Origin of the sequence: Fusibacter paucivorans, from assembly GCF_018390735.1 — a bacterium.
GTDB lineage: Bacteria > Bacillota > Clostridia > Peptostreptococcales > Acidaminobacteraceae > Fusibacter > Fusibacter paucivorans.
In genome coordinates this window covers 1-26,787 of record NZ_JAHBCL010000030.1, presented here as the reverse complement: position 1 = coordinate 26,787, position 26,787 = coordinate 1, and the positions used below count along the sequence as shown (strand labels likewise).

Here is a 26,787-nt window from a genome sequence, read left to right as displayed (position 1 = left end):
TTTACGCCTCTTTTCTATCGTTGATCTTGCCTTCTCGATGTTCAATAGACAGTTTAATCAAAGTCGTCTTCGCAGCGGCTCTTTCAACATAAGCCATGCCTTCAGCTTTAAAATCCTGCGAATATTTCTCAATAAATAATGCTAACGGACCTGCATTTTCATGGCTCGCTTCAATGATTTCGGCAGTACCAAAGACCATGACGCTTTCAAATGCCGTCGTAAATTTGCTCTTGATGACGTTTTCAGAGTGAACGATAGAGAACATCGCCTTTTCAGAATGACGAATCGCATCGAGTTTCTGTCCTTCGCCTGCACAATGAATATAAATCGCATTATCTTTGTACACATAGTTCACCGGAACCGCATAGGGGTAGCCGCTTGGCAGCGTCAGCCCCAAAACACCGTAACCGGCCTCTGCCAATACCGTTTCTACCTGTGCATCAGTCATTTTTTTATCTGCGCGTCGCATCGCTTTAAACATTGATAGCCTCCTTATGAAAAAAATATTAAGTATTTATGCCCAAGTATTTGTGGATTATCCCCAGATATTTGAGTTTATACACAATTTGTGTGGATAACATGTTGCTTAATTCAACCATATAGAACAGTTTATTATGTTATGAACCATTAATCAACCGTTTTCAAGCGAATCCTGCGGCCTATTATGAATAATTTGTGAATATTGCCGTTTTGCTGTTTATTCGCAACGGAAATGGCAACATATAGAACGTACATAAACAATGGAGGTCAAAAATATGAGATCAAATATTACCATGGGTGGCAAGCCCATCACATTACTCGGAAACGAAATCAAAGTTGGCGATCAAGCGCCCCATTTTACAGCAGTAAATAAAGACATGACTCCTTTTTCATTCGATTCTCTTGACGGCAAATTAAAAATTATCAGCGTCGTCCCATCCGTCGATACAAAAATTTGTGAACTTCAAACTATTCAGTTCAATGAAGAAGCAACAAAAGATCCAAATATCGTCGTCTTAACCATCAGTGTCGACTTGCCGTTTGCACAACAGCGTTTCTGTGTTGCAAACAGTATTGAAAATGCTATCGTCGTGTCCGATTATCAAACATTGGATTTTGGCATGAAATACGGTTTTGCCATTGATAAACTCAGACTGCTCAGTCGAGGTATTGTCGTCGTCGACACTAACAACGTCGTCCGTTATGTTGAATATGTAAAAGAAGTCGGCACGCATCCTGATTATGATAAAGTGCTCGACTTTATTAAAACACTTGAATAATCAAACAATCATCACTCTTTATCCTCTTAAAGCAAAAGCCTTGACATGTGATCCATTTTCGATCCGCGTCAAGGCTTCTTTTCGTCTATACAATCCAGTATGATGTGAAATCGTCGTATCAAATTATAACTTCAGTATAAACGGCACTAAAACAGGTACCATCAGCGATAATATCAGCCCGGTTGCAAAAGCGAGCACAGCGGTTTCGCCGGAAGTGTGCTTTGAAATAATCGGTAGCGTCGTGTCCATTGCCGTTGCGCCAGATGGTGCAATCGCCGCTATATGACCCAGCCGTTTTGCAAGTATGGGAATGGTTAAAATTGCAATAATCTCTCGCATAATATTGGTGAGAAAAGCCAATACTGAAAGTTCTGCCTGATAAGGTGCAATAATAATAGCCGAAAGCGTATACCATCCAAATCCGGCACCTACCGCTCCCGCCTCATTCACAGGATAACCGAGGAATAATCCCGCAATCATTGCACCGCCAATAGAACCGACAGCGGTTCCAAGCGGCACCATAATGAAGAAAATGCCAGAACGCTTAATTGTCTGAAGTATTGTCTTATTGCGACCGATGTCAATACCGACAAAAAAGAGCAGCACACAGAGACCAATATTTAGAAGCATTGTTGAAGCACTACTGATCTCACTCGGCAGCAATAATCCCAATCCAACACCGATGGCAACCGCCAGCATAATTTTACCGGTCATCCCGCCCTCCTACCATGCGCAGCATACCGTAAACGACGAGTACACTGCCCGCAACTGAGAAAACCGCAAAAACACTTGCGTGAAGCCCAATCTGAAAAAAAGCACTTAAGATTTCACGATCTGAACCAATACGCATACCCATGACAACGAGCAAGAAGTAAAGACACCACATTTGGATCGGCTCCAGCCGTTTATACCACACTTCATTTATTCTATTGCGATAACTAAGCCATGCCCCCACTAAGAGCAGCGCCATATATAAGACAATCATCATATCGCTTCACACGCCATTATTTCTATCATGCCGCCATAAACCAAGCCATTAACCTGTCGATCAAAAGTTACTTTAACTGGATAAACTTCTACACCTTGTGCAATCGCTTCGTAAAAGGTCTTGTAGAAATCAGGATCTGTATCGCGCTTAGGGACAAAACGCTCCGCTTCGCTTAATATCAAAAGCAGCACCGCGGCACGATCGCCGCTTGCTTTCAACTTCATTAGCGTTTCCAAATGCCGTCGGCCTCTAACGGTTGGGGCATCCGGAAATTTCGCCGTACCATCTTCCGATAGTGAACAGCCTTTCACCTCTACCCAAATCCGTTCATTCTCAGAAGGCATTAGGCAAAAGTCCAAACGAGAATCAAACGTCTTCACTTCAGCACGATAAGTGTAGACCGCATCGAACGGTGTCCACTTGGAAGACGACAAGATTGCTTCTGCAATATAACGATGATAGCCTGAATGAATCAGGACATAACCGTCATTCTTTTTCGCCGCAATCATATCCCAGTCCGTTTTGCGCTTTTCACTTGCCGCATATTTAATCAAGCACGTATTGCCTTCGTACAAAAGTTCCTGCAAACGTCCTGGATCATGTACGTGAACTGTCACAATGGCATTGTTAATTGCCACCTTTGCAATGTATCGATTGGGACGCTCTATAAATATACCCTCAATGAGTTCTTCGAACTGATAAACCATAATGCCTCCTTTCCGTTTAGTCAAAAAATAAACATCGCCGCGAAAGCAGCCTGTAAAACCATTAAGCGGCGGTTAATGGCTCTTTGCCACTTCTCTAACCATAATCTCATCAACAAATCCTATTTTACATCTCTGAAAGGTATTATATAATCTTTTGCTGACACACACAATGCCCCTTTCCTATCAATCTCTTGTGGAATCACCGTGATTTTTGGGTATTTGTATAGCAAAATCTTTTTTATGCAATAACTTTGATCATCACGTTAATGGGGAATTATTCATCCATAATATGCGACAGGACTGATTATGCCGGTCTAAAGCAAATGATTGGGAGGCCATATGGTTATAAGAAAATATTTTGGCATAGGCTTTTTATTTGGAGCAATCTTTCCAATTGGTGCCATTACACTTGAATTGCTTCTAAAACATCAAGGTTTGAGTTTACAAACACTCATACAGATACATGATGCAAACAAACTGCTCTATATGATTGACACTGCACCTATTTTTCTAGGTGTTTTTGCAGCAATTGGCGGTGTCAGCCAATCTCGTGCACTAGCGCTTAACAAAGAAAATCACACGCTCATTGCAGAAATAAAAAAATCCGAAACCTTTCTCTCTGATCAAAACGCACTGCAAAACAAACTGTTAACCCAGCTTAGAGATGGGGCTGATCAACTTTATCAGAACAATCGGCTCATAGAAGCTAAAGCAGAGACCATTTCAGCACTCGACGAAGCACTTCGACATAATAATCTCGGTGTTTCCTCTGACATTACTGCACTCACAGCATTTGCGCAACGTGCCAAAACACACTCAAGCGAAGCAGAAGCAGAAGCTTCCGATGCAACTGACTTTTTTAACAAGACTGCCTCATTGCTTCACAATATTGATCAATCAAACGAACAGCTTTTAAAAGTCGTTCATGAAGCAGAGACAACTGCCGCTGATTTGCTCGAATCTGCAAAGCAATTTGAAGATCGCTTGGCTGCGATCGGCGCCATTGCATCACAGGTCAACTTGCTGGCGTTAAACGCCTCTATTGAAGCTTCCCGCGCCGGTGAAGCGGGCAGAGGTTTTGAAGTCGTCGCCCAGGAAATCCGAAAACTTTCGATTCATACAACGGATGCACTTGCCAATGTTGAAACCCTTCAAGCGAAGCATTATCAGCACGTTAATCAGCTTCAAGATACGTTTTCACAATTTGAAGGCGCAATGTATCAAACGCGCGCCAGCTTGCAGGAGGGTGAAGCCTTTCGTCAAAAGTTGACAGAAAAAATGACAGGTGTTACTTCCCGCCTTGAAACAGTCCTTAGTGCAAGTGATTCCGAGCATGATCAGATTCATATTATTTCTCAAAAAAACAAAGAAACCAATGCACAGCGCATTATGATTTCAAATGAGCTCAAAGCAATCTTTGATCTTTTAACACAAAATGCAATGCTCATTCAGTCACTTCATGATATCGCGCCACATAATCCGCCATCTTGAATTTTCGTTTAAGTCCCTTATCATTCATATAACGTATCTTTCCAAAAATCTGGCGCTCTTGCCATGGTCGATCGTGTTTACCAAAGCACCATGCAATTCCCGCATAACCATTTGGATCTCTGCCGTCAAGTGCGTATTTATCGTTTAAATAGAGCATGGTCTGAAAAGCCTCATCAGGTGTTTTAGACCACTCTATTATTTTTTTCCCCCAATACATGCGCATGTAATTATGAACAGTTCCTTCCATGATAAGTTGTCGCTGCGCTGCATTCCAATAAGAATCATGTGTTTTTGCATCTTCAAAGTCTGAAAGTGAATAACAATAGGGACGTGTATCTCCAATGTGCACGATTAGCGTTTCCATGGCCCATTTAGGTAAAATCAATTCAAGCGCTTCATCATAGCCAGGTTCATAATAAACATAGTTAAACGCCAGCTCGCGTCTAACGACTAGCTGTTCGACAAACGTCTCGTCGTATGAACCCGTCTGGCGAAGCTGTTCAATAATTGTCACTGGCGAAATTTGACCAAAATGCAGATATGGGCTAAGGCCTGATGTCCGCATAAGATCCGGATTATTGCCATCATCTGCATAATCTGCGATTCCCGTTTCAATAAACTGCATCAAGATCGCCATTGCCTTTGAAAAACCGCCGATATAGCGCGATGATGCCGGCAGCGATTCACACTTTAACAAGTCCATCAATGATTCATCAATCGGTTTTGCCGTCTCACGCGTTTTATACAGGAGCTCCGGCAACGTAAAGGGCTTATCATAATAGGGCATAAGCTTGTGAATAGAAGCCCTAAGCACGTAAGCACCATAAGCCGACTTTGGATACGCTGCCATTACGGGTACCACCACATTGGTGGAGACTTGGACAACTTCACATAAAACGCTTGCAGCAACAGTCTGCTTTAACTGGCGCTCATATTTTAAATAAGCATCATCCATCACTAATAACGCCGCCGATCGGCAAACCGATTCTATAAAGGGTGCAGGCTCGCCAATGCGCCATTGCAACTCGCAGCCCATTGCACTCAGAGCCGCCGATGTCTCTGAGAGTCCTTCAAGCATAAATTGAAAATGCCGTGTATTCGCATTTGGGAAATTCGGCATGATGCAGAAGGCTACTGTCAATGGCAATTGCATTGCATTTGCACGTTCGATCGCATATGCCAAAGCGTGATTGTGTATCGTCCGCTGTGCAGACTGCATCCAGTAAACAACTTTGTTTGATTCAGATACCGGTTCTAATGCTGCTATTGATACGGAAGACTGCGCTAGCGGCGCACGATCACCGTTTTTTATTCCTTCCGTCTTCCAAATCTTTATTCTGCCTTCTTCAATCATCATCTACCTCAATTATGTGTACAAATTTTTCATCATCTCAACGATCAAACGCCAGCTTATGTTAATGAGCCGTTTGCTCTTTTAGATATTGTAAAAAATGTTCATCGCGCGTCTGTTCATTTTGAGCCATCCATGCTCTGGCACCCGCTTTGGCCTCGTGAATCGTTTCGTAAAAGTAGGTTTCACCAATGCGCTGTACAAACCCGTTTTTAGACATCATTTTATACGGCTGTGCCTGAACACCTGAAATCATAAGTTTCACATGATGCGTTCGACATCGTTTTTCAAGTCTTAAAAGTGCGTTAAACGCTGTCACATCCATGATTGGCACATGCCGCATCCTTAGGATTAATACCCGATAATCCTCTCTAAAATCACGCAGCGCCTCAACGAATTTATCTGCTGCGCCAAAGAAAAACGGCCCGTTAAGCTCATAAACGACGACATCTTTTTCCATCTTTTGAAGCGGCTCAGTCTCCTCGTCTTCAAAACGATCGGTCAGTAATATGCTGACATCTGCAGCATCTGCCATGCGCTTCACAAATAGAAATGCCGCCAAAATAATACCAACCTCTATCGCCGCCACCAAGTCGATCAGCACGGTAAGTGAAAAAGTCATAAGCAAAACGGCAACATCACTCTTTGGCGCCTGTAAAAGTGCTGCAAATTCACGCCATTCACTCATATTGTAAGCAACGATCATCAAAACAGCTGCCAGCGAGGATAATGGTATCAACTGTGCATAGGGCATAAAGATCATGACAATTAGAAACAGTACCGCTGCATGAACAATACCTGCAACAGGTGTGCGTCCACCATTTTTGACATTAGCCGCCGTCCTGGCGATCGCTCCAGTTGCGGGAATGCCCCCCATAATGCCGGATGCGATATTGGCGATGCCCTGAGCCACGAGTTCCATATTGGAACGATGTCTGCCGCCAATCATGCCATCCGAAACAACACATGCCAATAGCGATTCAATCGCACCGAGAACGGCAATCGTAAATGCAGGTTTCATGAGTTCCTTTAACCTTTCAATTGAAACCACTGGCAAATGCGGCATCGGCATTGCTCGCGACAGTTCGCCGAACTTTGCGCCGACTGTCATTACCTCTAAATGAAATACTTGCACCAAAAGCGTCGTCACAACGAGTGCGATTAAAGATCCCGGTATTTTTTTATTAAATTTCGGCCACAAGATGGCAACGATAAGCGCCAATATGCCCACAAACGTTGTCGAGAGACTCAGTTGACTGAAATGACGAATATACGCCCCCCATTTCTCGATAAATTCCGATGGAATCTCAGACAGATTGAGGCCAAAAAAATCATTGATCTGCGTACTAAAAATAACGAGGGCAATACCACTGGTAAACCCAGTCGTAATCGGGTAGGGAATAAATTTTATCAGACTCCCAAGTCCCAGTACACCCATCACAATAAGTATGATCCCCGCCATGATCGTCGCGATAATAAGGCCGTCTAGACCATATTGCACGACAATCCCATAGACGATCACCATAAAAGCGCCCGTTGGTCCGCCGATCAAAACACGACTGCCGCCAAAAGCAGAAATAAAAAATCCGGCGATAATAGCCGTCCATAACCTCATTTCAGGTGTAACGCCAGATGCAATTCCCAACGCAATTGATAGTGGCAATGCGATGATGGCAACGATAATTCCCGCTGTCACATCTGCGAGAAACTGCTCTCTATTGTAATCGCGCAAAGTCGTCCATAACTTAGGTATAAACTTTGACATAAAACCTCCTTTAAAGTTTCCAAAACAATTTTAGCACTGCCGCATCGCTTTGTATACAGTATATTTCAAAACAATATGTCATTTGTGTTTCAATGTTTTTTCAGATATAATATCCATGATATCCATACGGAGGTAATTATGATTATAAAGCTTCACCAAAAGCACTTAGATAAATATAAAAAGCGTTACCCGCTGCTTTTTAAAGAAGCATTAATGGGCGCACATCAATTGGAACAGCTTGATGAAGGAGCATTGCTCAAACTCGTTGACACCAACAACAAGTTCATTGCAACGGCCTACTATGGCAACCAAAATAAAGGCCTCGGCTGGGTACTTTCAAACCGAGAAAGTGAACGCATTGACGAACGGTTCTTTACCCGTAAAATCTATCAGTCTATTGAGAAGCGCTTGGGACTCTACAACAATCCAAAGACTAACTGCTTTCGCGTTTTCAACGGTGAAGGCGACGGTATTGGCGGTCTCACCATTGACTATTTCAACGGTTACTATTTGATTAATTATTACAGCAAGGGAATCTATCACTTTAAGCCGCTGATTGAAAAAGCACTTTCCAAAAGTGTTGAATACGATGCCATCTATGAAAAAACACGTTATGATGACGATGGCGATGACCTGTCAAGTGACGGTTTCGTCATGGGGAACCCTGCTGAATTCCCCATTATTGTCCGCGAAAACGATGTTCAGTTTGCCATTTATTTTAACGATGGTGCCATGGTCGGCCTCTTCTTAGACCAGCGCGACGTTCGACGCGCCATTCGTCATCAGTATACGAAAGGCAAAACCGTCTTAAACACATTTGCCTATACGGGGGCTTTTTCAGTATTTGCCGCTCTTGGGGGCGCCAAACAAGTTTATAGTGTCGATCTCGCCAATCGTACCAGTGATCGCGTTGTAGAAAACTATCAGCTCAATGGTATTGACCCCGAAACACATCCTGTTATTATTGAGGATATCTTCAATTATTTTAAATTTGCACAAAAGAAAAAATTGAAATACGATGTCGTCATTCTTGATCCGCCGAGTTTTGCAAAATCTAAGCAATTCACTTTCTCAGCAGAAAAAGATTATCCTGAACTGCTCGCAGATGCCATACGCATTACAGAACCTGGCGGCATTATTATCGCGTCAACGAACGCTGCCAGTTTCGATATGGCAAAATTCAAGCAATTGATTGGCAAAGGCTTCAACTTGGCTCGTGCGCGCTTTGAAATTGTTGAAACTTTCCAGCAGCCGCGCGATTTTAAATACAATCATGCCTATCCCGAAGGGAACTATTTAAAAGTACTCGCGATACGCATCGAAAAACCAAAATTGAAGATGCCATCACATTAGCAAGATTGCTCGCAGGGCCTTTAACAAGAATCGTACCTGTAAATTTAATACATTTTCACGTTTTTTCTAAACCGCTTTTCACCATCTAAAAAAACCGCTTTCTCTCGAAAGCGGTTTTCTAATTACTCTTAAAGTGCATTTTGTTGTCACAGCGGCATTAAGCGTTTTTGTTGCCCTTGTACTTAACGCGTTTTTTCTCTCTTCTATCGTAGTCTTTATTGAAGTCTTTTTTATAATCCTTTTTATAATTATTGCCATATACTTTTTTCTTACCCGCTTTTGCAGGCGCGATATTTACTTCACGGCCTTTGATCGTGCTGTTTGCCATGCGTTCAATGACGCGTTCCACATAAGAATTCGGAATTTCAACAAAAGAGAACGTATCAAAAATATCAACGCTACCGATTTTGCTGCCCTCAATGCCCGCTTCATTGGCAATCGCGCCCACCAAATCACGAACGCGGACATTGCTGCTATTGCCGACATTAATGTGAAGGCGCGTCATATTGCCGTTACGCTTACTGTTGCCGCGTCGACCGCCATCACGCCCGCCGTCTCTATCTCTTCGCATGTAGCTGGATCGATTGTTGTCAATAGAATCGATCTCAACTTTTTCTTCCATTTCGAGTTCCATTTGAACTAGCGCTGCCGCAACTTCAACAGCAGAATACGAGGACTCCGTAAAGGATTCGATGATTTCAATAAACTTCTGATCAATGCCTGAATCAATTTTATCTTTAACCTTGTTCAAGAATATATCACGCTTGATGGCTTCCAAATCGCTAATTTTAGGAATTGGATGGAATTTCATTTCAGATTTCGTATAACGCTGAATACTCCTGAGCAAATGATAATCGCGGTTTGTAATAAACGTAAAACTCTTGCCTTCACGACCGGCACGACCCGTTCTGCCGATACGGTGGACATAATATTCTTCATGTGTTGGCATGTCGTAGTTAAACACCGCTTCGACGTTGTCAATATCAAGTCCTCTTGCTGCTACATCGGTTGCGACGAGTAATTCGATATCACCGCGCTTGAATTTATTAATGACATTAATTCGAAGCGTTTGCTTCATATCACCATGAATTTTATCACAGAGGTAGCCCCTTGCCTGAAGCATATCGGCTACTTCATCCACACGTTTCTTGGTATTACAGAAGACAATGGATAATTTATAGTTATACATATCGACAAGGCGAGAGAGAATCTCGAGTTTGTCTCTGTCTTTAACTTCTAAATAAACTTGGCTGATATTTGGCGTCGTAAGTTCTTTATGCGCTACTTTTAATATCTCGGGTTCTGTCAAATACTTGTCGATGATTTTCAAAATTTCTGGCGGCATTGTCGCCGAAAAGAGCATTTTTTGTATATCGTGATCGACGGCATCCAAAACCATTTCAATATCTTCTCGGAAACCCATGTTGAGCATTTCATCTGCCTCATCGAGAATGAGCATTTTTAAATGATCTAATTTAAGTGTTTTTCTTCGAAGGTGATCCAATACACGCCCCGGTGTCCCGATGACGATTTGAACACCTTTCTTAAGCCCTCTGATTTGACGCTCGATATCCTGACCGCCAAATACCGGCAGAATATAAACACCTCTTTTAAATTTAGCAATTTTGTTAACTTCTTCCGATATCTGAACGGCGAGTTCTCGAGTCGGACAGAGCACTAACGCCTGTACGTTCTTTTGCTTAGGGTCCAACGTTTCGAGCATTGGTATGGCAAAAGCCGCTGTTTTACCTGTTCCAGTCTGAGCTTGACCAACGAGATCAATACCCGTCAATGCCGCCGGAATCGCCATTGACTGTATCGGTGTCGTCTCCTCAAATCCCATTTGCTCAACTGCTTTAACGATTTCTTTCGAAATCTCTAGTGCACTAAATTGTACTTTATCCATTCATAAATCCTTTCTTATTCCTTACTGATCTTCATTCGTGCCCCGCACGTGATCTTCATATTTGAAGCAAGTTTCCCTGCATATGTTTCGCTACTAAACAACACATTATATCATAGGTTATCATATTTCCCTACCTATTTTTTTAGTATTCTCACAATTATAACAAAAAAATAACGTTAAGTGAAGTTTTACCTAACGTTAAGGAAAGATTTTTCATTTTCGTGCGGTTATTTATCATGCTCACGATTAGAGAATTCAAGTTTTCATAAGCCCTAAAGCCTTATTTTCGTTTAACTGTACCCGATATCGCCAAACCAGTCCACTAGTCATTGACGTTATCTAATGTTCGTTGAATTCTGAACAGTCATATGACCTGTTCTCAGCATTCATTAAGGTTGTTTTACCTTAGCCATAAATGGGTTGAGGTCAAAGAACTGTTCCAGCAGTTGGGCTGATCTAATGGTGACATCTTCTTCAGCCAATATTTTTTGTGCCATGGCTTTATCGATAAAGACGATTTCAGCCTCTTCCTTATCTTCTTGATGCTGCTTTGAGGGGATACCGCTGTAATAGCCAAATGCGACATTGACGCATTCGTTAACAATCCCCACGGAAACATAGCGTGCCGGTGACAAGTGAACGAGTTCAAGTGATAGCCCCGTCTCTTCGAAAAACTCTCGTTTGGCTGTTGCCGCTAATTCCTCTCCCTGATTAATCAATCCTGCAGGGAACATGTAAACATAACCGCCTGCCGATACGCGAAATTCCTTGATCATTGCCACTTTCGTGTGCGTTTCATCAACGGCGAACACCATGACGCCGTCCGAAAAGCGTGATTTTTGAAAAATCTCGCTTTGAAGCCGATCCAATCCGGCTCTTGAAACCAATTCCCACTTTGCATCTTTACCTGACTTCGTTTTATAGCTGATTTCATAGGCCTTTAAATAATTGAGTTTTTCGATGCTTCGGACATCGGTGACTTTAAGTTTTGACATGCTATATTCCTCTCTCTCTAAAATGTCTCACGCTTTTTCATTGTCTTTTTTTCTAGTTTTATTATATAATATCTAAGGCTATTATATGAACGTTTTTAGGAAGGATTTCTGCATGAGCATACTCAATGTGAAAAACCTAAGTCACGGGTTTGGCGCACGCGCTATTTTTAACAATGTCTCTTTTAGACTTTTGAAGGGCGAGCACATTGGCCTCATCGGCGCCAATGGCGAAGGCAAATCAACCTTTATGAACATTATCACCCATAAGCTCGAACCGGATGACGGAATTGTCGAGTGGTCAAAACGCGTACGCTCAGGTTATCTCGATCAGCATACGGCACTTGAACCCGGCATGACTATTAAAGATGTCCTTGAAAGTGCTTTTCAATACCTCTTCGATATGGAAGCTGAAATGAACGACTATTATATGAAAATGGGCGATGTTGAATCTGAGGAACTCGAATTGCTGCTCGAAGAAGTCGGCACGATTCAGGATATTCTCGATCACAACGATTTTTATATTATTGATGCAAAAGTCAACGATGTCGCCAAAGGGCTGGGGCTCTTGGAAATCGGACTGGACAAGACTGTCGAGAGCTTAAGCGGCGGCCAACGCACGAAGATACTCTTGGCAAAACTACTGCTTGAAAAGCCGGATATTCTCTTACTTGATGAACCAACAAACTATTTAGATGAAGAACATATTGAATGGCTCAGACGCTATCTTCAGGGATACGAAAATGCCTTTATCCTCATCTCACATGACATTCCATTCTTAAACAGTGTCGTCAATCTTATTTACCACATGGAAAATCAGGAACTCAATCGCTATGTCGGCGACTACGATAATTTTCTTCGCATTCACGAAGCAAAGAAAAAGCAGCTTGAAGCAGCTTATCGACAGCAACAACAGGAAATATCAGAATTAGAAAATTTTGTCGCTCGAAATAAGGCACGTGTCGCAACGCGAAACATGGCTATGTCAAGACAAAAGAAACTGGATAAAATGGATCGTATAGAGCTCGCGCGTGAAAAGCCAAAGCCGGAATTCAATTTTAAAACCGCCCGAACTTCCGGTAAGCTCATCTTTAAAGTAACGGATCTCGTCATCGGTTACGATTCGCCGCTTTGCCGTCCGCTCAACCTCCTGATGGAACGCGGTCAAAAAATTGCAATCACAGGGGCAAACGGGCTTGGCAAGACAACACTGCTGCGTAGCATCCTCGGTGAAATCCAAGCGCTCTCAGGCGATGTCGCACTCGGCGAACATCAATTCATCGGCTACTTTGAACAAGAGATTAAAGAAGCAAACTACAAGACATGTATTGAAGAAGTTTGGGAATCTTTCCCCGCCATGACACAGTATGAAGTCCGTGCTGCCCTTGCAAAATGCGGCTTGACAACACAGCATATCGAAAGCAAAGTTGTCGTCCTCAGCGGTGGTGAACAAGCCAAGGTCAGACTCTGCAAGTTAATCAATCAAGAAACCAACTTCCTCGTACTCGATGAACCGACCAATCACTTAGATGTCGATGCAAAAGCTGAGTTAAAAAGAGCACTAAAAGCTTATCCTGGTTCTGTGCTGCTCATTAGCCATGAACCAGAGTTCTATCAGGATATTGTGACAGATATCTGGAATTTAGAACAATGGACGACGAAAATCGTTTAGCATTATAACAAAAGGCTGTCAAATAGCGCATCATCCCGATTTAGCCCAATACCATCATTGGTTGTTTGCTAAATTGGAAAGCGCTAATTGACAGCCTTATTTTTAGCTGCGCTTCGCTTTACCCATTACCCTTTTATTGACTTTGCTGCTTCTTCTTATAAGTCTCTTTCTCTCTTTTATATCTTTTATTACTCTTTATCTATGCTTGTAGCAACGCTATTTTCATCACCTTGGCAAAGCACTATATACCACGGCTATTCAGCGATCTCTATGTTTTGATAAATCGCCGGCACATTGATGTTGCTAAAACCAACTGCTCCGATGCCATAAGCGCCATCTCTTGCCGAAAGCGCTTTCTGGTCGTCGACATAGATGGTTATTTTATTGCCATCTGCAACAACCTTAATGTCATATACGGTTCTAGGGGATATACTCATCGTCTTTTGCGCGATAACATCATTCATATTTGGTGCGGCACTAATCAGCGAAACACTGCCTTTAGTCCCAGATCGATCAGGAGTGAGCATCACAGCATAGCCGTAATAAGAACCATCACCCATACCCGAATCAACCGCTCTAAAGACAACCCCCGCTTGGTTTACAGCATTTGCCTTAGAATCGTATAAAGTAATTTTAGATTCAATGGTACCATTTGAAAACAATACATCATTAAACAACATCAGTGATGCTTTATTATCATCGGAAACTGCATAGATTGAATCCGTATAAGCACGGTTTAACGAGAAGGCACCACTGATCTTTTTGGCAGACGGCATTGTCGCGAATTCACTGGAAAGTGACATTACCTTCTCCCCCGTGCCTTCATCTGCTGATTCTACATCATCGTAAGATGGTTTTTCGACGCCTGATTTCTCAGCCAGAGTCTCTGTATTGACACTAGCTTCTTCAACGGCGCCCGTGAGTTCTGCTCGCATTGCCGCTTCTGATGTATAGGCTTTAATATAGACAGCCCCATTCCGATAAGCTGCATATGATTTTACTTCTGTCTGATTAATAACTTTTCGAATGAGCGATGCGAGCGCATCATCGCCGCCTGATACTTTCATAATCGGCTTAATAACAGAGCCAACCACAGGAATAGCATAAATAGCTTCTGTCAGGATAACACCCATATCGCCATCACCTAAGACGTCATTCAGCGAAACTTCTTTTGTATCCTTTTTCTCTTTGCCGTTTTTATCAGTATGTTTACTCTCTAAAATAATGGCAGCATTATTGATAACATCTTTGATATCATCACGCGCCCCATTGCTGATCGGATCGCCTAACGGTACGAGGTCGTTGATACCATCCTGAATACCGTCAGCAACTTCAAAGGCAATATCACCTGGACGTTCAAAATCGTTATTGTACATAACTTCTAGGTTCTTTGGATTATTGACCACGGCAACAAAGGCCACTTCCTCTTTGTTAAGTGCTTTTTTCGTCGTAGGTATAATTTGTTCGCCACTCTTCAACGTAACCGTAAAGTTATCTCTTAAACCATATTTCAGTCCGGTCACCATTACCAAATAATGACCGTCTGGCTGCATCGTTTCCGAGTTCAACTGATAGGTAAACGAGAGTCCGTCAACATCACTGTCCGGCACAATCCCATCTGCAAATGGATCAATATCAATCAAACCATAAGATAAGGCCACATCGTCAATGGCATCGGCAACGCGATCACCATAGAACATTGAATACGGTAGCATATCAGCGATATAGCCCCCCGGTGATACTTGTCCTGAAGCTTCCGACAATTCTGAAATACAATAATTCGCCCAGTAGTTGGTCAAACCGATATCTTTGAGTGTTGCTTTTAACGCCGCTTCTGCATCTGCCGGCAATTTCTTTTCTCTAACGTTTAAGCCATAGGTATAATGTCCTGAAACGGTATTATTGACATTGGTTACGGTTGTCATATCCATTTTTAATACCGGCAGAAGATCCAGTTCTGACAGGTTTTCATTGCTTCTCAATAAATCATCGACAAAATTGTCGACATCTTTATAAGCGCGCTTTAACCAGACTTTTGAATCGCCATAGGCATTGTCCAGCCAATCCGAAGAATCATCTAACGCATTGCCCGTCCAATCTGTTGCATCATCGACGGCATTTTCCGTCCAGTTTGATGCATCATCGACAGCGTTTTCCGTCCAGTTCGTCGCGTCATCATACGCATTCTCTGTCCAGTTTGTCGCATCGTCATACGCATTTTCCGTCCAATTTGTCGCATCATCGACAGCATTTTCCGTCCAGTTTGATGCATCATCAACAGCGTTTTCCGTCCAGTTTGACGCATCATCGACAGCATTTTCCGTCCAATTTGACGCATCATCAACGGCATTCTCCGTCCAGTCCGATGCATCATCGACGGCATTCTCCGTCCAGTTCTTAGCTTTTTTGAATGCACCGCCAATGCTCCATGCATAAGTTGGAACAGACTGGCCAAAGATGAGTGCTACGATTAGTGTCATCATTATGCCTTTTCTAAACATGTGGTCCTCCAGCTATTTAAAATATTTTCAATAATTATACCGCAAGATAGGACTAAAGGCTGAGAATCTATCTAAATTGTAAGACTCTTTGTAACATTTGATAATTTTTATCATGTTTGCTGTGGTTTTGCTTCTTTTTTGATAAAATGGATTTAAAAGCACTTTTTAAAGCGCGACAAGTTTTCATCGCATTGTCACAGCGCTTCCAACATTCTAAGTACATTGAGGAGGCAATTTGAAATCGTATACACTCTTTGATATCATCGGCCCCATTATGATTGGCCCTTCCAGCTCTCATACTGCCGGCGCCTGCCGTATTGGCTACACACTCCATCACATTATTAAAGCACCGTTAAAATCCGTCGACTTTACGCTCTATGGCTCGTTCGCCAAGACTTATGTCGGTCACGGCACTGATTTGGCACTGCTCGGCGGAATATTGGGGTTTAAACCCGATGACAAACGAATTGTCAATGCAAAGGAAATCGCACGCGATTCCGGTTTGTCATTCTCCTTTAAGCCGTCTAGTGATGAAACGCGCCACCCGAATACTGTCAAAATAAATGTCATTACCGAAGATGGGAAGCCATGGGAAGCAATCGGCGAATCGATTGGCGGCGGTAAAATGCAGCTTATACAAATCAATGGCATTGACATTCAGTTCACTGGTGCATACAACACGCTGATCACCCATCATCAAGATACTCCGGGCATGCTCGCACAGATCACCGCTGTTATTTCGAAGCACGCCATCAACATCGCCAATATGAAATTATACCGCGAATCACGCGGCCTTAAAGCGATTGGAATTATTGAAATGGATGAAGATATCCCCAAAAGTGCCATTGAACAGCTCAGCGTTATTGACGGCGTCAGTTATGTTACACTGATTGAAAGAATTTACGAATAAAGAGGAGACTGCGACATGATCTATCACAGTGCTAAAGAGATTCTACAACAATGTCAGGAAACCAATTTGCCGCTTCACCAGCTCTCGCTTAATGCAGAATGTCAACTGACGGGAAAATCACCTGAAGATATCCGCATCTACCTTGGCGATGTATTGGCGACAATGTTTGAAGCCATCGAGCTCGGTCTTGACGCCGCACATCCTGAATATAGAGGCAAAATCATTGGCGATGACGGCATTAAACTGGCAAAGCGAGAAATGCCTCTATGCGGCGAGACAATTTCAAAGGCAGCGCAGTATGCGCTCAGCACCATGAAAGTCAATGCCGGCATGGGGCGAATCGTCGCTTCGCCTACAGCAGGATCCTGCGGCGTGATGCCAGCCGTTCTCAAAACGTTGAGCGAGCAGCTTACACTTTCAGAAACCGATTTAATCAACGGTTTGCTCGTCGCGAATATCATCGGTTCCATCGTCGCCCGAAATGCAACCATTTCCGGTGCAGAAGGCGGCTGTCAGGCTGAAGTCGGCACAGCGTCTGCTATGGCGGCTGGTGCAGCCGTCTATCTAGCGGGCGGCACCGCTGAGCAAGTGTTTCACGCGGGCGCCATGGCCTTCAAGAACTTGCTTGGGCTCGTCTGCGACCCCATTGCAGGACTCGTCGAGAGCCCCTGTGCCAAGCGCAATGCAATGGGGGCAACCAATGCACTGCTATGTGCCGAAATGTCCCTTGCCGGTATCGAGAGTATTGTTCCTTTCGACGAAGTTGTCGAAGCCATGCGCCGGGTTGGTCAAGTAATGCCTGTTGCATTACGCGAAACGGCACTCGGCGGATTAGCCGCGACACCAACAGCCGTACAGATTACGACGGATCTATTTAAAACATCATCAACTTTATAAAATGAATATCACAATTAAGACCGGGATCAAAACGCATGACAATGCTTGCCTTTATTGGGATTACATCGACAACACCCAATATCTTTTGCTGTCATTTGGATAACCTGCCATTAAAAAAGGATGCCTCTATGGGCATCCTTTACGCGTTTTTCTGTTTGAAGTCATTCTATCAACGATAAATCGCTGATATCAATATGACAGTAACCGCCGGGATTCTTATCGAGATAGTGCTGATGATACGTTTCTGCTGGAAAGTATTTGCCAAGCGGTACGACTTCAGTCACAATTGGTTTGTCATAATGCTTCTGCTCTGCTGCCATCGACTGCTGAATAACCGGCACATCATCAGCGTCCATATAGTATATGCCCGTGCGATACTGCGAACCAACATCTCCCCCCTGTCTGTTAACGAGTGTTGGATCAATCACTTTCCAAAAATGCTTCAACAGCGTTTCAAGTGTTGTCGCTTCCGGATCATACTTGAGCTTCAATACTTCCGCATGTCCTGTCGTATGTCGACACACTTCTTCATATGTTGGATTGTCAGCCGTGCCGTTGGCATAGCCGACTTCTGTCTGAACAACACCGGAAAGCTGCTGAAAATAAGCTTCCATCCCCCAGAAACATCCCCCGGCTAAAACGATTTGCTTCATGGCATACCTCTTTCTCATGCGCCCGCTTTTGGGGCTGTTTGTCATTGGTCGCGGTCAGGCTTTAGAAAAGCGCGTGCCGGCAGACCTTCAACACCTTCGATTTTCAACGGCATACACATCAATGTATAACGCCCTGCTTCGATATCTGCAAGTGCCAGACCTTCGATAATATAAATCTCTTTGCCAAGCAAGATGCGATGCGTCGGGTGATCTGGATGACTGCGTTCAATGCCCAACGCGTCAATCCCAACGGCCTTTACGCCTGCTTCTGCAAGCCACTGCGCGCCTGATGGATCCAGATAATCAAAGTTTACATCAAAAGCTTTTGCAAAGCTGTTATGTGTTTTTAGAATAACAATATCACCCGGCATCACCTGATACGGCGCCAAATCATCCGCAGTAATGTTCGAATGATCTAAGCGGCTAAAATCAAATACGACGCAGGCACCGTTAACCGCAGCGACATTAAAAACAGACGAATCATGACCATCTGCCAGTATATGCTTGGGCATGTCCACATGTGTTCCAAGATGAAGATCTATCTCAATACTTCCCTCTTGATAACCGTTGATAACATGGGTCGCTCTGCTAATAAACTTTGGCTTCTTTTCTGTTTTATTCTTATAGACGATCATATCCGGATAGATCGCCATGGATATGTCCAGCCATTGTTTCATATTTTCACCTCTTTCCAAAGTGTTTCAAGTTTTGCGAGAATCGCCGTTTGATTTTCGTAAATCACCAGTGGTTCAAAATGTTTTATCATTTCGAGTGCATCAATGATTTCCCATGAAGCTTCAATTTCGTCCCATCTGGTAAACAGCGATGCATCATCGTGAATAACATCGAGTATAAGCTTTTCATAGGCTTCCGGCGTATTGCCAATTGTATTGCAAAGGTGACAATAATCCAGCTTCATTGGCATTGCATAAGCTTGAAGTCCGGGCGCTTTGCCATTAAACAATATTTCAATGCCCTCTCTAGGATAAACTTCAATCACCAATTGATTTTTTTCAGGCTGTCCCTTTTCAAAAAAGAAAGACGAATCTTTGAAGGTAATGACAATTCGAAACAATTTTTCATCCATTTTTTTGCCTGTAATCAAATAAAAAGGTGTGTGCTGCCAACGACTGGTGTTAATATAGAGTTTCAGTGCAGCAAAAGTCTCCGTCTTAGACCCGCTTGGGATACCCTTTTCATCTAAATACCCCGCATACTGGCCAAACATGATGTCATCAGACATGACAATTCGCTGGAGTACTTTTACTTTTTCATCTTTAATCAATCGATCGTTTAGACCCGTCGGCGAATCCATCGCCACTAGCGCCAATGTCTGAAATAGATGATTCTGAACCATATCTTTCAGCGCACCAGACTGATCATAATAGCCGCCGCGCTGTTTGACCGTCTCAGATTCATAAGCGATGATCTTAATATGATCAATGTGTTTAAAATTCCAAATATTTTCGAAAATTTTATTCGCAAATCGCACGATCAGAATATTTTGCAGCATTTCTTTGCCAAGGTAATGATCAATGCGGTAAACTTGACTTTCATCAATAGACTGCAACAGCATTCGATTGTATGATTTCGCACTGGCAAGATCTTCACCAAATGGCTTTTCAAAGACGATTTTACTCCGCAAATCCCCTCTGACGACGATATGATTTTGAATCAGCCCTTCCGCGATAATCGGAAAAAACCTTGGTGCCGTCGCCAAATAAAAGATTTTATCACGAAGTTGACCCGCATAATGCGTTTTAAGCATGGCTGAGAAGGCTGAAAAAGCATCGATGTTGGAAAAATCCATGCGATAGTATTGAATATGCACTTTAAAAACGTCCCATTCTGCATAATCACCTTGCATGCCCGCTTCAATTTCTGCAATAAAGCCAGCATCGTCATAATCACGACGTCCAATGCCTAACACCGTAAACTCCTCAGGCAGCTGAGATTCTATATAGAGATTGTAGAGCGCTGGAATCAGTTTCTTTGTCGTCAAATCACCTGTTGCCCCAAAAATGGTAAATATCATGTTTTGCCTCCAAAAGGATTTCTATTGCACTCATTTAGGCTTTATAGATTTTATGACCGCCAAACTGATTGCGCATTGCCGCCAGGGCTTTTTCACTAAAATGCGCTTCATCTTTTGATTTGTAACGCGCAAAGAGCGATTGGGTGATAACTGGTGCTGAAACTTTAAGCCGCAACGCTTCAGCCAATGTCCAGTCGGCTTCGCCAGAGGCATCTACTTTACCCAAAATTCCCTCTAAAGACTGGCTTTCTGAAAATGCCTGATGCATCATTCGCATGAGCAGGCCTTCTATAATTGAACCGTTGCTCCACACTTTTGAAACCAATTCAAAATCAAGGTCGTATTCACTTGCCTTTAAAATATCGAACCCCTCGCCAATTGCCTGCATCATACCATATTCAATACCATTGTGTATCATTTTCACATAGTGACCACTGCCGGAAGGACCAAAATAGCCATAACCGTCTTCTACGGCAATCGCCTTTAAAATAGGTTTAATATACTTGACGGCTGCTGAACTGCCGCCTGCCATGAGGCACGCACCAAATCGAGCACCTTTGACACCGCCAGAGGTTCCGACATCGACAAAGTCAATGCCCATTGCCTTCAGGTTTTCACTGCGCCTAACGGTATCCTTGTAGTTGGAATTGCCGCCGTCAATAATGATATCACCTGCTTTGAGCAGTGGCACTAATGTATCAATCATCTGATCGACGGGGTCGCCCGCAGGCACCATCAGCCAAACGACCTTTTTATCATCCAGAGCATTGATAAGTGCTGGAACAGAATTCACACCGTTTACACCATATTGTTTAATCTCGTCCACCTTGGACAAAGAACGATTGGTAACCACCACGTCTATGTTGTGATCTTTCATATTTTGCGCCAGTGCATAACCCATTTTACCAAGTCCAATTAGTCCTATTTTCATAAAGCTACCTCACTTTAGTTTTTTTCACATTTACCCATTTATAATGAATAAAAACGCCCTTGCATCAGGCGTTTTCGTTAAGTATCGGTTACATTCAGTTATGCTTTTAGCAACTCGACATATTCCCGATCTGTCTTAATAATATGCATGACGAGCCAATCGGATACAAATGTCAATAGTTCCACGAGAACGCCCTTTTGATCTGAATCAATTTTCTCGAGATTTGAAAAATACTTTTCAAGCTTCTTGACGAATAGCTTATGTTCAAATTTATGTGCGCTGGAACCAATGAAGCCCTTTGCATCAAAGGCCGCTTCTTCATAGGCAAAATGCGTTACAGTATAATTCTCAAGCTGTTTTAACATCGCCATTATTTCATCATAATAATCAGTCTGCGTCTGGTCAGTAATCATTTCTGAAAGTGCTCCGCCAATCTCTACGAGCTGCTTATGCTGACGGTCAATTTCAGGAATGCCAAATTCAAACTCCGGTTTCCATGCTAACATGTTTCCCTCCCATAATAATCTGCTTTTACGATAATACATAATAATTATCATACACCTTTTTGGAAAAAAACACACTAGCATTTCGTAAACATTTTGTAAAGGTTATAATATTGCAACGCTTACAATCACCAATTTTCTCTTACATTAATTGATAATTTTCGATTAAAAATATCAATGTGGAGTGGAAAATGCGGTCCCGGTTCACCATCCAAATCTGAGCTAATCAAGTTTTCTGCACTGACTTCTATATGACTTGCCTGAAAATATTCAATATAGGGACTCTTTGGATGCTCGCCATTCCACACCTTAACGAGAAGTGGCATAATTTCAATCAGTGGACACTGTTTAAAAATTAGAATATCAAAACGGCCATCCTGAACATCTGAATAAGGTGCCAGTTTTCTAAAGCCGCCTGCCGATTTGCCATTCATAATCAGCGCAAAAAAAATCTCACCTTCAAAGGTATGGTGTTCTGTAACGAATTTGATTGGAACCGGTTTGAGTTTCGGCAATTCTTCAATGCCCTTAATGTAATAGGCGAGCACTCCCAACGTATTTTTCACTTGTGGATTAACTTTTTGTCCCACTTCTACAAGGTTGCCAAAACTCGCAACATTGACGAAGTAACGGCCGTTGACGCAGCCAACATCACACGGCGTATAATGATCGCCAAGCGCAATCTCAATCATTTCTTCGAAGTGAAATGGGATTTGAAACATCTGTGAAAAATCATTCGCCGTTCCAACGGGAAAAATGGCAATTGGTTTTTCGACGCCTGCTGTCATCAGCATATTAATCATCTTGTGGATGGTGCCATCCCCGCCAGCGATGATTACTTTCGCCACCAATTGCCATGATACTGACTGCATAAACGCATGTGTTACGCCGTCATCTCCTAGTCTATGGGGAATCAGCACTTTGCCATTACGCTGAAAGGCAGCTATGACCTCGTCTAAACGCGCTGAAAAAGTGCCGTTCCCTGAATTTGGATTGTAAAATAAAATAGTCATGTACAGCCTCTTCTACATTTTAACTGTATTGACGAGATATTGCGTTTGACATTTACTGCAAGTAACACGCAATTTTCCTTTCCCTTTCGGTACGCGTGATCGGTGCTGACAAGTCGGACAAGTTTCGACCGTATAATCCAAAATGTGTTCAATACGCTTTAAATCCAATCCAACGATACTTTCGCTGCCGACAATAAAAGCTGGTACACCCATGATTTTTAAATTCATAAGCTCCTGTCTTGCCATCGGATCTCTTGAAACATTTTTCTCAGTGTATTTAAAACCACTGTTTTTCAAATAGTCTTTTGCCGTCTTGCAGTGTGGGCAAGTCTCGCTCGTATACATAATAATTTCTTTCATCCACATACACCTCGCTTTCACCGGGATGAAATGACATTGCTCTTCCGGCAATTGATTGATACCCAAAATGGCGTTCAATAATCATCATACCTCCCAACAACAACGAAAAATGGGACTATAGCAACAAATTTATACCTTTTGCAAGTACTTTTTTAATAACTGTCGACAGTGCCAAAGCCTCTAATTCATCAGTGCTGCACCATCGCACTTCTGGAAAATCAATTAAGTTGGCATCCTTTGCTTCAAAGCAAAAAATGTGCACATCCCATATGAGATGTGTAAAAACATGTCGTACACGTCCTGTCGATCTTCCCTCTGACAAAACGAGTTGAAAATCTTCGGCAAGCTGTGTTCGCAGCGCATTTTCTTCCACCAAATCGGGCACAAACGGCAGTGACCATAGTCCATGCAGCAGTCGACCTTCCACTTGTTTAAAACACAAGAGCTTATCCTCATGCCAAATAATGCCCATGCCAATGGTTAAATGCTTTTGTTTGATTTTCTTTGTCTTGACGGGAAAAGCCGTTTCCATACCATCGGTGTACGCCTTGCAACACCCACTTACTGGACATTGATTACACTTCGGATTTTGCGGGGTACACACCATTGCACCAAGCTCCATAAGCGCTTGATTAAACACACCTGATTCTTCTGGAACCAATGGCGTCAATTTTTCTCGAAAACGTTTTGCTGTCTTTGGATCTGCAATATCGTCCGATAATGCATAAAGTCGTGCATAAACCCGCAGTACATTACCATCCACCGCTGGAACCCGCCTATCAAAAGCAATACTGGCAATGGCGCCAGCTGTGTAGGGACCAATGCCGGGAAGCTTTAACAAGTCATGGTACTGATCTGGGAATACACCGCCGTGCTGCTGCCATACAACATCAGCACACCGCTTTAAATTACGCGCTCGCGTATAATAGCCAAGCCCCTGCCAAAGCCTCAGCACATCATCTTCCGTTGCCTCTGCCAATGACTGAATTGTTGGAAAAGCTTCAATAAACTTTTGATAGTAATCGATTGTCGTTGCAACCTGCGTCTGTTGAAGCATAATCTCCGAGAGCCAAATATGATAAGGCGCGCGATCATGTCGCCAAGGTAAGTCCCGTTGATTTTCCCTGTACCATTGGCATAGTGTTTCTACCCACATTTCATTATCCCTCTTTTCATTGCACTCATCCAATGCTGCGATCGCCTCTTCTGATACAACCACAGCGATTAAAACAGCTCAGATGGTGTATATATATAACATAAGCAGTTGTCGAAAGGAGGCGATCTCATGCAAACACCGAAGATTAAGCTGCGTGCAAAGTACAGTGCATTAAAAATTGCCGCTACTTATGCTGCAATCGGCGTCCTATGGATTTTGACTTCCGATAAAATACTCTCTTATTGGGTCAGTGATGCAGATGCCTTTTTTAAAATCAGTATCTATAAAGGCTGGTTTTTCATTTTCATCACTGCCATACTGCTCTATGTGCTCATTCAAAACAGTGTTAAAGACTATATCGACCTATCTGACAAGCTCATGGACAACTTAAGTGAATTAAAACGTGCCGAGATGATGCTGAACCGCAAAATCAATGAACTCGTCGAAACTGAAGAAAAGTTGAGTGCCAGTGAGGAACGCTACCGTCTCGTACTTGAAAGCGTTAAATCAGGTGTCTGGGATTATGATATTAATAGTGACACCGTCTTTTTTTCTTCGCGCTTTTACACCTTGACAGGTCGAGAAAAATTAGAAGAAACACATCCATTCTCATTCTTCATGCAGCTCATTCACCCTTCAGATCAAGCGGGCTTTTTAAAATCGCTTCAAGACTATCTTGATCGCAAAACATCAAAGTTCCAAGTTGAATTTCGCCTAAAGGACGTTGACGATCATTATCTTTGGCTTGCGAGCTCTGGCAAAGCTGTCTGGGATGGCGACACGCCGCTAAAAATGGTCGGTTCACTGATGGATATTACCGCCTCAAAAGCAGATCAGGATAAAATATTGGAACTAGCCTATTATGACAGTGTAACACATTTGCCGAATAAGGCAAAACTCGAAGATTTTACCAACACGTGGTTAAGTCAGCACCATCAAAAATTGGCATTAATCTATCTCGATATCGACAATTTCAAAATGATCAATGACGCCATTGGTCATAAGCTCGGTGATGCATTTCTCATTCAAATCGCCGAGCGGCTAAAAACACTTAAGCCACACTTGCAAATGATATCCAGAATTGGTGGAGATGAATTCTGCTTTGTTGTAACGCAATTTGAAAACCGTTATCAGCTGCATGCGCTTTCAGAAAAAATACTCGAACTGATTCGAACGCCTTGGCATTCAAATGACCGAGAATTCTTCATCACCGGCAGTATTGGAATAGCCATTGCACCAGATCACGGCAACAATCTCGACACTTTGCTGAAAAAAGCCGATACGGCCATGTACGCTTCAAAAAATGCCGGTCGCAATCAATGCACACTTTTTCACGAACAGCTGCACGATGTCGTTCTTGAATATGTTTATCTCCAGAGCAACATGAAACGCGCGCTTGAAAATGAAGCATTTACCATCTACTATCAGCCTCAGTTCAATATCGACAACAACTCCTTAAAAGGAGCCGAAGCATTGGTGCGATGGCAGGATAAAGATCTTGGTCTCATCTCACCGGATCGCTTTATCGGCATTTCTGAGAAAACCGGTTTTATCAAACCGCTCGGACTTTGGATTATTGAGGCAGTCTTCAAAGATCTATCTGCTTGGCGTCATCGTCATTACCCCATTATCGATGTTTCCGTTAATTTATCTGCCGTTCAACTACATGCATCAGATTTTATCGAATCTGTTACCGCAATTGGTGACCGCTATCAAATTGATCCCACTATGATTATCTTTGAAATCACAGAAAACGTTGCAATAGACGGGAATCCTGCTGTCTTACACACACTCGAAACACTTCGCGAAAAGGGGTATCGTATCGCACTTGACGATTTTGGCATCAACTATTCATCGCTTAGCTATTTAAAGCGGCTGCCAATCGATATCATCAAACTTGATAAAACATTTATTTCACAAATTGACAAAGATCCACTCGACTTGGCAATCAGCCGTTCTGTGATCAGCCTTGCCCATGAAATTGGCTTATCCGTTGTCGCAGAAGGCGTTGAACGAATTTCTCATTATAACATTCTAAAAGAACTCTACTGCGACGCGGGCCAAGGCTATCTGTTCAGCCGTCCCATCGATGCAGTGTCCTTTGAAAGGGATTACCTAGATCGTACGATTATCCCATTTGATATACCTGAAAATTAAAACTGTTTTTATCACCCGAATCCATCACATTGTACGGTATTCGCATACCGGAGAAAGTCCATTGCTGGATAGAGTAGGCGGGTGACATTTCACCCGCCCCTCATCAAACCGTGCATGCGGTTTTCCCGCACACGGCTTTCCGACAACCTTCTTTCGTCTGCATGCGCTAACCAGCGAGCTTTACAAG

The 26,787-nt window shown here is 42.9% G+C and carries 24 protein-coding genes; 7 read left to right on the top strand and 17 right to left on the bottom strand.

Features of this window, described 5'->3' with window-relative positions; translation table 11 throughout:
- Position 1 precedes the first annotated feature (1 nt).
- Positions 2–481 carry a pyridoxamine 5'-phosphate oxidase family protein gene (locus tag KHM83_RS15300; RefSeq protein ID WP_213237913.1) on the bottom strand — a complete coding sequence of 160 codons (480 nt, stop codon included), beginning with the start codon at positions 479–481 and terminating at the stop codon, positions 2–4.
- A 274-nt stretch (positions 482–755) separates the two neighbouring features.
- On the opposite strand from KHM83_RS15300, the gene tpx reads away from it, so the two are divergent.
- Positions 756–1,259: a thiol peroxidase gene (tpx, locus tag KHM83_RS15295; RefSeq protein WP_213237912.1), complete on the top strand. Its 504-nt coding sequence runs from the start codon at positions 756–758 to the stop codon at positions 1,257–1,259.
- Between the two features lie 123 nt (positions 1,260–1,382).
- Here the strand turns inward: tpx and KHM83_RS15290 are convergent, their stop codons facing one another.
- The 3 genes from KHM83_RS15290 to sfsA are packed head-to-tail and all read right to left on the bottom strand — an operon-like array spanning position 1,383 to position 2,954.
- Positions 1,383–1,973 (bottom strand): LysO family transporter, encoded by a 591-nt coding sequence (locus tag KHM83_RS15290; RefSeq protein ID WP_213237911.1) that lies wholly within the window; start codon positions 1,971–1,973, stop codon positions 1,383–1,385.
- Positions 1,963–2,247, bottom strand: a complete 285-nt coding sequence (locus KHM83_RS15285; protein ID WP_213237910.1) for a LysO family transporter — start codon at positions 2,245–2,247, stop codon at positions 1,963–1,965. Before KHM83_RS15285 ends, KHM83_RS15290 begins: the two co-directional genes overlap by 11 nt.
- Positions 2,244–2,954: a DNA/RNA nuclease SfsA gene (gene sfsA, locus KHM83_RS15280; protein WP_213237909.1), complete on the bottom strand. Its 711-nt coding sequence runs from the start codon at positions 2,952–2,954 to the stop codon at positions 2,244–2,246. Before sfsA ends, KHM83_RS15285 begins: the two co-directional genes overlap by 4 nt.
- 339 nt (positions 2,955–3,293) lie before the next feature.
- Between sfsA and KHM83_RS15275 the strand changes: the two genes are divergently transcribed.
- Positions 3,294–4,445 carry a methyl-accepting chemotaxis protein gene (locus tag KHM83_RS15275; protein WP_213237908.1) on the top strand — a complete coding sequence of 384 codons (1,152 nt, stop codon included), beginning with the start codon at positions 3,294–3,296 and terminating at the stop codon, positions 4,443–4,445.
- On the opposite strand, the gene KHM83_RS15270 is transcribed toward KHM83_RS15275, so the two are convergent.
- Entirely contained in the window at positions 4,399–5,802 is a 1,404-nt protein-coding gene (locus KHM83_RS15270; RefSeq protein ID WP_213237907.1) for a deoxyribodipyrimidine photo-lyase, read from the bottom strand. The two genes, KHM83_RS15275 and KHM83_RS15270, sit on opposite strands and share 47 nt — an antisense overlap.
- 58 nt (positions 5,803–5,860) lie before the next feature.
- Positions 5,861–7,561, bottom strand: coding sequence for a SulP family inorganic anion transporter (locus KHM83_RS15265; RefSeq protein WP_213237906.1), 1,701 nt, complete (start codon positions 7,559–7,561; stop codon positions 5,861–5,863).
- Positions 7,562–7,699: 138 nt separating this feature from the next.
- Here KHM83_RS15265 and KHM83_RS15260 point away from each other — a divergent pair, with 138 nt between their 5' ends.
- Complete coding sequence (locus tag KHM83_RS15260) at positions 7,700–8,914, top strand: class I SAM-dependent rRNA methyltransferase (protein WP_246543143.1); 1,215 nt, start codon at positions 7,700–7,702, stop codon at positions 8,912–8,914.
- A 157-nt stretch (positions 8,915–9,071) separates the two neighbouring features.
- Here the strand turns inward: KHM83_RS15260 and KHM83_RS15255 are convergent, their stop codons facing one another.
- On the bottom strand, positions 9,072–10,820 hold the full coding sequence (locus KHM83_RS15255) for a DEAD/DEAH box helicase (RefSeq protein WP_213237904.1): 1,749 nt from the start codon (positions 10,818–10,820) through the stop codon (positions 9,072–9,074).
- A gap of 389 nt (positions 10,821–11,209) precedes the next feature.
- A complete protein-coding gene (locus KHM83_RS15250; RefSeq protein ID WP_213237903.1) occupies positions 11,210–11,815 on the bottom strand; it encodes an NUDIX hydrolase in 606 nt (201 codons plus the stop codon).
- Positions 11,816–11,927: 112 nt separating this feature from the next.
- Between KHM83_RS15250 and KHM83_RS15245 the strand changes: the two genes are divergently transcribed.
- Positions 11,928–13,484 carry an ABC-F family ATP-binding cassette domain-containing protein gene (locus KHM83_RS15245; RefSeq protein WP_213237902.1) on the top strand — a complete coding sequence of 519 codons (1,557 nt, stop codon included), beginning with the start codon at positions 11,928–11,930 and terminating at the stop codon, positions 13,482–13,484.
- A gap of 254 nt (positions 13,485–13,738) precedes the next feature.
- On the opposite strand, the gene KHM83_RS15240 is transcribed toward KHM83_RS15245, so the two are convergent.
- A complete protein-coding gene (locus KHM83_RS15240; protein ID WP_213237901.1) occupies positions 13,739–15,985 on the bottom strand; it encodes a hypothetical protein in 2,247 nt (748 codons plus the stop codon).
- A 235-nt stretch (positions 15,986–16,220) separates the two neighbouring features.
- Here KHM83_RS15240 and sdaAB point away from each other — a divergent pair, with 235 nt between their 5' ends.
- Positions 16,221–16,895 (top strand): L-serine ammonia-lyase, iron-sulfur-dependent subunit beta, encoded by a 675-nt coding sequence (gene sdaAB / locus KHM83_RS15235; RefSeq protein ID WP_213237900.1) that lies wholly within the window; start codon positions 16,221–16,223, stop codon positions 16,893–16,895.
- A gap of 15 nt (positions 16,896–16,910) precedes the next feature.
- Entirely contained in the window at positions 16,911–17,792 is an 882-nt protein-coding gene (gene sdaAA / locus KHM83_RS15230) for an L-serine ammonia-lyase, iron-sulfur-dependent, subunit alpha (RefSeq protein WP_213237899.1), read from the top strand.
- Between the two features lie 161 nt (positions 17,793–17,953).
- Here sdaAA and msrA read toward each other — a convergent pair whose 3' ends face one another.
- The 8 genes from msrA to mutY form a co-directional block, all read right to left on the bottom strand.
- Entirely contained in the window at positions 17,954–18,445 is a 492-nt protein-coding gene (msrA, locus tag KHM83_RS15225) for a peptide-methionine (S)-S-oxide reductase MsrA (RefSeq protein ID WP_213237898.1), read from the bottom strand.
- Positions 18,446–18,486: 41 nt separating this feature from the next.
- On the bottom strand, positions 18,487–19,122 hold the full coding sequence (locus KHM83_RS15220; RefSeq protein WP_213237897.1) for a cyclase family protein: 636 nt from the start codon (positions 19,120–19,122) through the stop codon (positions 18,487–18,489).
- The gene (gene zwf / locus KHM83_RS15215) at positions 19,119–20,480 is read right to left on the bottom strand and encodes a glucose-6-phosphate dehydrogenase (protein WP_213237896.1); all 1,362 of its coding nucleotides are present in this window, start codon (positions 20,478–20,480) and stop codon (positions 19,119–19,121) included. Before zwf ends, KHM83_RS15220 begins: the two co-directional genes overlap by 4 nt.
- Positions 20,481–20,514: 34 nt before the next feature.
- A complete protein-coding gene (gene gnd, locus KHM83_RS15210) occupies positions 20,515–21,411 on the bottom strand; it encodes a phosphogluconate dehydrogenase (NAD(+)-dependent, decarboxylating) (RefSeq protein ID WP_213237895.1) in 897 nt (298 codons plus the stop codon).
- A gap of 98 nt (positions 21,412–21,509) precedes the next feature.
- A complete protein-coding gene (locus tag KHM83_RS15205) occupies positions 21,510–21,917 on the bottom strand; it encodes a bacteriohemerythrin (RefSeq protein ID WP_213237894.1) in 408 nt (135 codons plus the stop codon).
- Between the two features lie 125 nt (positions 21,918–22,042).
- Positions 22,043–22,927 (bottom strand): YegS/Rv2252/BmrU family lipid kinase, encoded by an 885-nt coding sequence (locus KHM83_RS15200; RefSeq protein ID WP_213237893.1) that lies wholly within the window; start codon positions 22,925–22,927, stop codon positions 22,043–22,045.
- A 12-nt stretch (positions 22,928–22,939) separates the two neighbouring features.
- Positions 22,940–23,287, bottom strand: coding sequence for a glutaredoxin family protein (locus KHM83_RS15195; RefSeq protein ID WP_213237892.1), 348 nt, complete (start codon positions 23,285–23,287; stop codon positions 22,940–22,942).
- 115 nt (positions 23,288–23,402) lie between these two features.
- A complete protein-coding gene (gene mutY, locus KHM83_RS15190) occupies positions 23,403–24,443 on the bottom strand; it encodes an A/G-specific adenine glycosylase (RefSeq protein WP_213237891.1) in 1,041 nt (346 codons plus the stop codon).
- A 129-nt stretch (positions 24,444–24,572) separates the two neighbouring features.
- Between mutY and KHM83_RS15185 the strand changes: the two genes are divergently transcribed.
- On the top strand, positions 24,573–26,600 hold the full coding sequence (locus KHM83_RS15185; protein ID WP_213237890.1) for a putative bifunctional diguanylate cyclase/phosphodiesterase: 2,028 nt from the start codon (positions 24,573–24,575) through the stop codon (positions 26,598–26,600).
- Positions 26,601–26,787: the final 187 nt, after the last annotated feature.

Excerpts from the sequence above, each read along its gene's own strand:
- KHM83_RS15300 (WP_213237913.1), bottom strand. The coding sequence starts at position 481 with ATGTTTAAAGCGATGCGACGCGCAGATAAAAAAATGACTGATGCACAG.
- tpx (WP_213237912.1), top strand. The coding sequence starts at position 756 with ATGAGATCAAATATTACCATGGGTGGCAAGCCCATCACATTACTCGGA.
- KHM83_RS15290 (WP_213237911.1), bottom strand. The coding sequence starts at position 1,973 with ATGACCGGTAAAATTATGCTGGCGGTTGCCATCGGTGTTGGATTGGGA.
- KHM83_RS15285 (WP_213237910.1), bottom strand. The coding sequence starts at position 2,247 with ATGATGATTGTCTTATATATGGCGCTGCTCTTAGTGGGGGCATGGCTT.
- sfsA (WP_213237909.1), bottom strand. The coding sequence starts at position 2,954 with ATGGTTTATCAGTTCGAAGAACTCATTGAGGGTATATTTATAGAGCGT.
- KHM83_RS15275 (WP_213237908.1), top strand. The coding sequence starts at position 3,294 with ATGGTTATAAGAAAATATTTTGGCATAGGCTTTTTATTTGGAGCAATC.
- KHM83_RS15270 (WP_213237907.1), bottom strand. The coding sequence starts at position 5,802 with ATGATGATTGAAGAAGGCAGAATAAAGATTTGGAAGACGGAAGGAATA.
- KHM83_RS15265 (WP_213237906.1), bottom strand. The coding sequence starts at position 7,561 with ATGTCAAAGTTTATACCTAAGTTATGGACGACTTTGCGCGATTACAAT.
- KHM83_RS15260 (WP_246543143.1), top strand. The coding sequence starts at position 7,700 with ATGATTATAAAGCTTCACCAAAAGCACTTAGATAAATATAAAAAGCGT.
- KHM83_RS15255 (WP_213237904.1), bottom strand. The coding sequence starts at position 10,820 with ATGGATAAAGTACAATTTAGTGCACTAGAGATTTCGAAAGAAATCGTT.
- KHM83_RS15250 (WP_213237903.1), bottom strand. The coding sequence starts at position 11,815 with ATGTCAAAACTTAAAGTCACCGATGTCCGAAGCATCGAAAAACTCAAT.
- KHM83_RS15245 (WP_213237902.1), top strand. The coding sequence starts at position 11,928 with ATGAGCATACTCAATGTGAAAAACCTAAGTCACGGGTTTGGCGCACGC.
- KHM83_RS15240 (WP_213237901.1), bottom strand. The coding sequence starts at position 15,985 with ATGTTTAGAAAAGGCATAATGATGACACTAATCGTAGCACTCATCTTT.
- sdaAA (WP_213237899.1), top strand. The coding sequence starts at position 16,911 with ATGATCTATCACAGTGCTAAAGAGATTCTACAACAATGTCAGGAAACC.
- msrA (WP_213237898.1), bottom strand. The coding sequence starts at position 18,445 with ATGAAGCAAATCGTTTTAGCCGGGGGATGTTTCTGGGGGATGGAAGCT.
- KHM83_RS15220 (WP_213237897.1), bottom strand. The coding sequence starts at position 19,122 with ATGAAACAATGGCTGGACATATCCATGGCGATCTATCCGGATATGATC.
- zwf (WP_213237896.1), bottom strand. The coding sequence starts at position 20,480 with ATGATATTTACCATTTTTGGGGCAACAGGTGATTTGACGACAAAGAAA.
- gnd (WP_213237895.1), bottom strand. The coding sequence starts at position 21,411 with ATGAAAATAGGACTAATTGGACTTGGTAAAATGGGTTATGCACTGGCG.
- KHM83_RS15205 (WP_213237894.1), bottom strand. The coding sequence starts at position 21,917 with ATGTTAGCATGGAAACCGGAGTTTGAATTTGGCATTCCTGAAATTGAC.
- KHM83_RS15200 (WP_213237893.1), bottom strand. The coding sequence starts at position 22,927 with ATGACTATTTTATTTTACAATCCAAATTCAGGGAACGGCACTTTTTCA.
- KHM83_RS15195 (WP_213237892.1), bottom strand. The coding sequence starts at position 23,287 with ATGAAAGAAATTATTATGTATACGAGCGAGACTTGCCCACACTGCAAG.
- mutY (WP_213237891.1), bottom strand. The coding sequence starts at position 24,443 with ATGTGGGTAGAAACACTATGCCAATGGTACAGGGAAAATCAACGGGAC.
- KHM83_RS15185 (WP_213237890.1), top strand. The coding sequence starts at position 24,573 with ATGCAAACACCGAAGATTAAGCTGCGTGCAAAGTACAGTGCATTAAAA.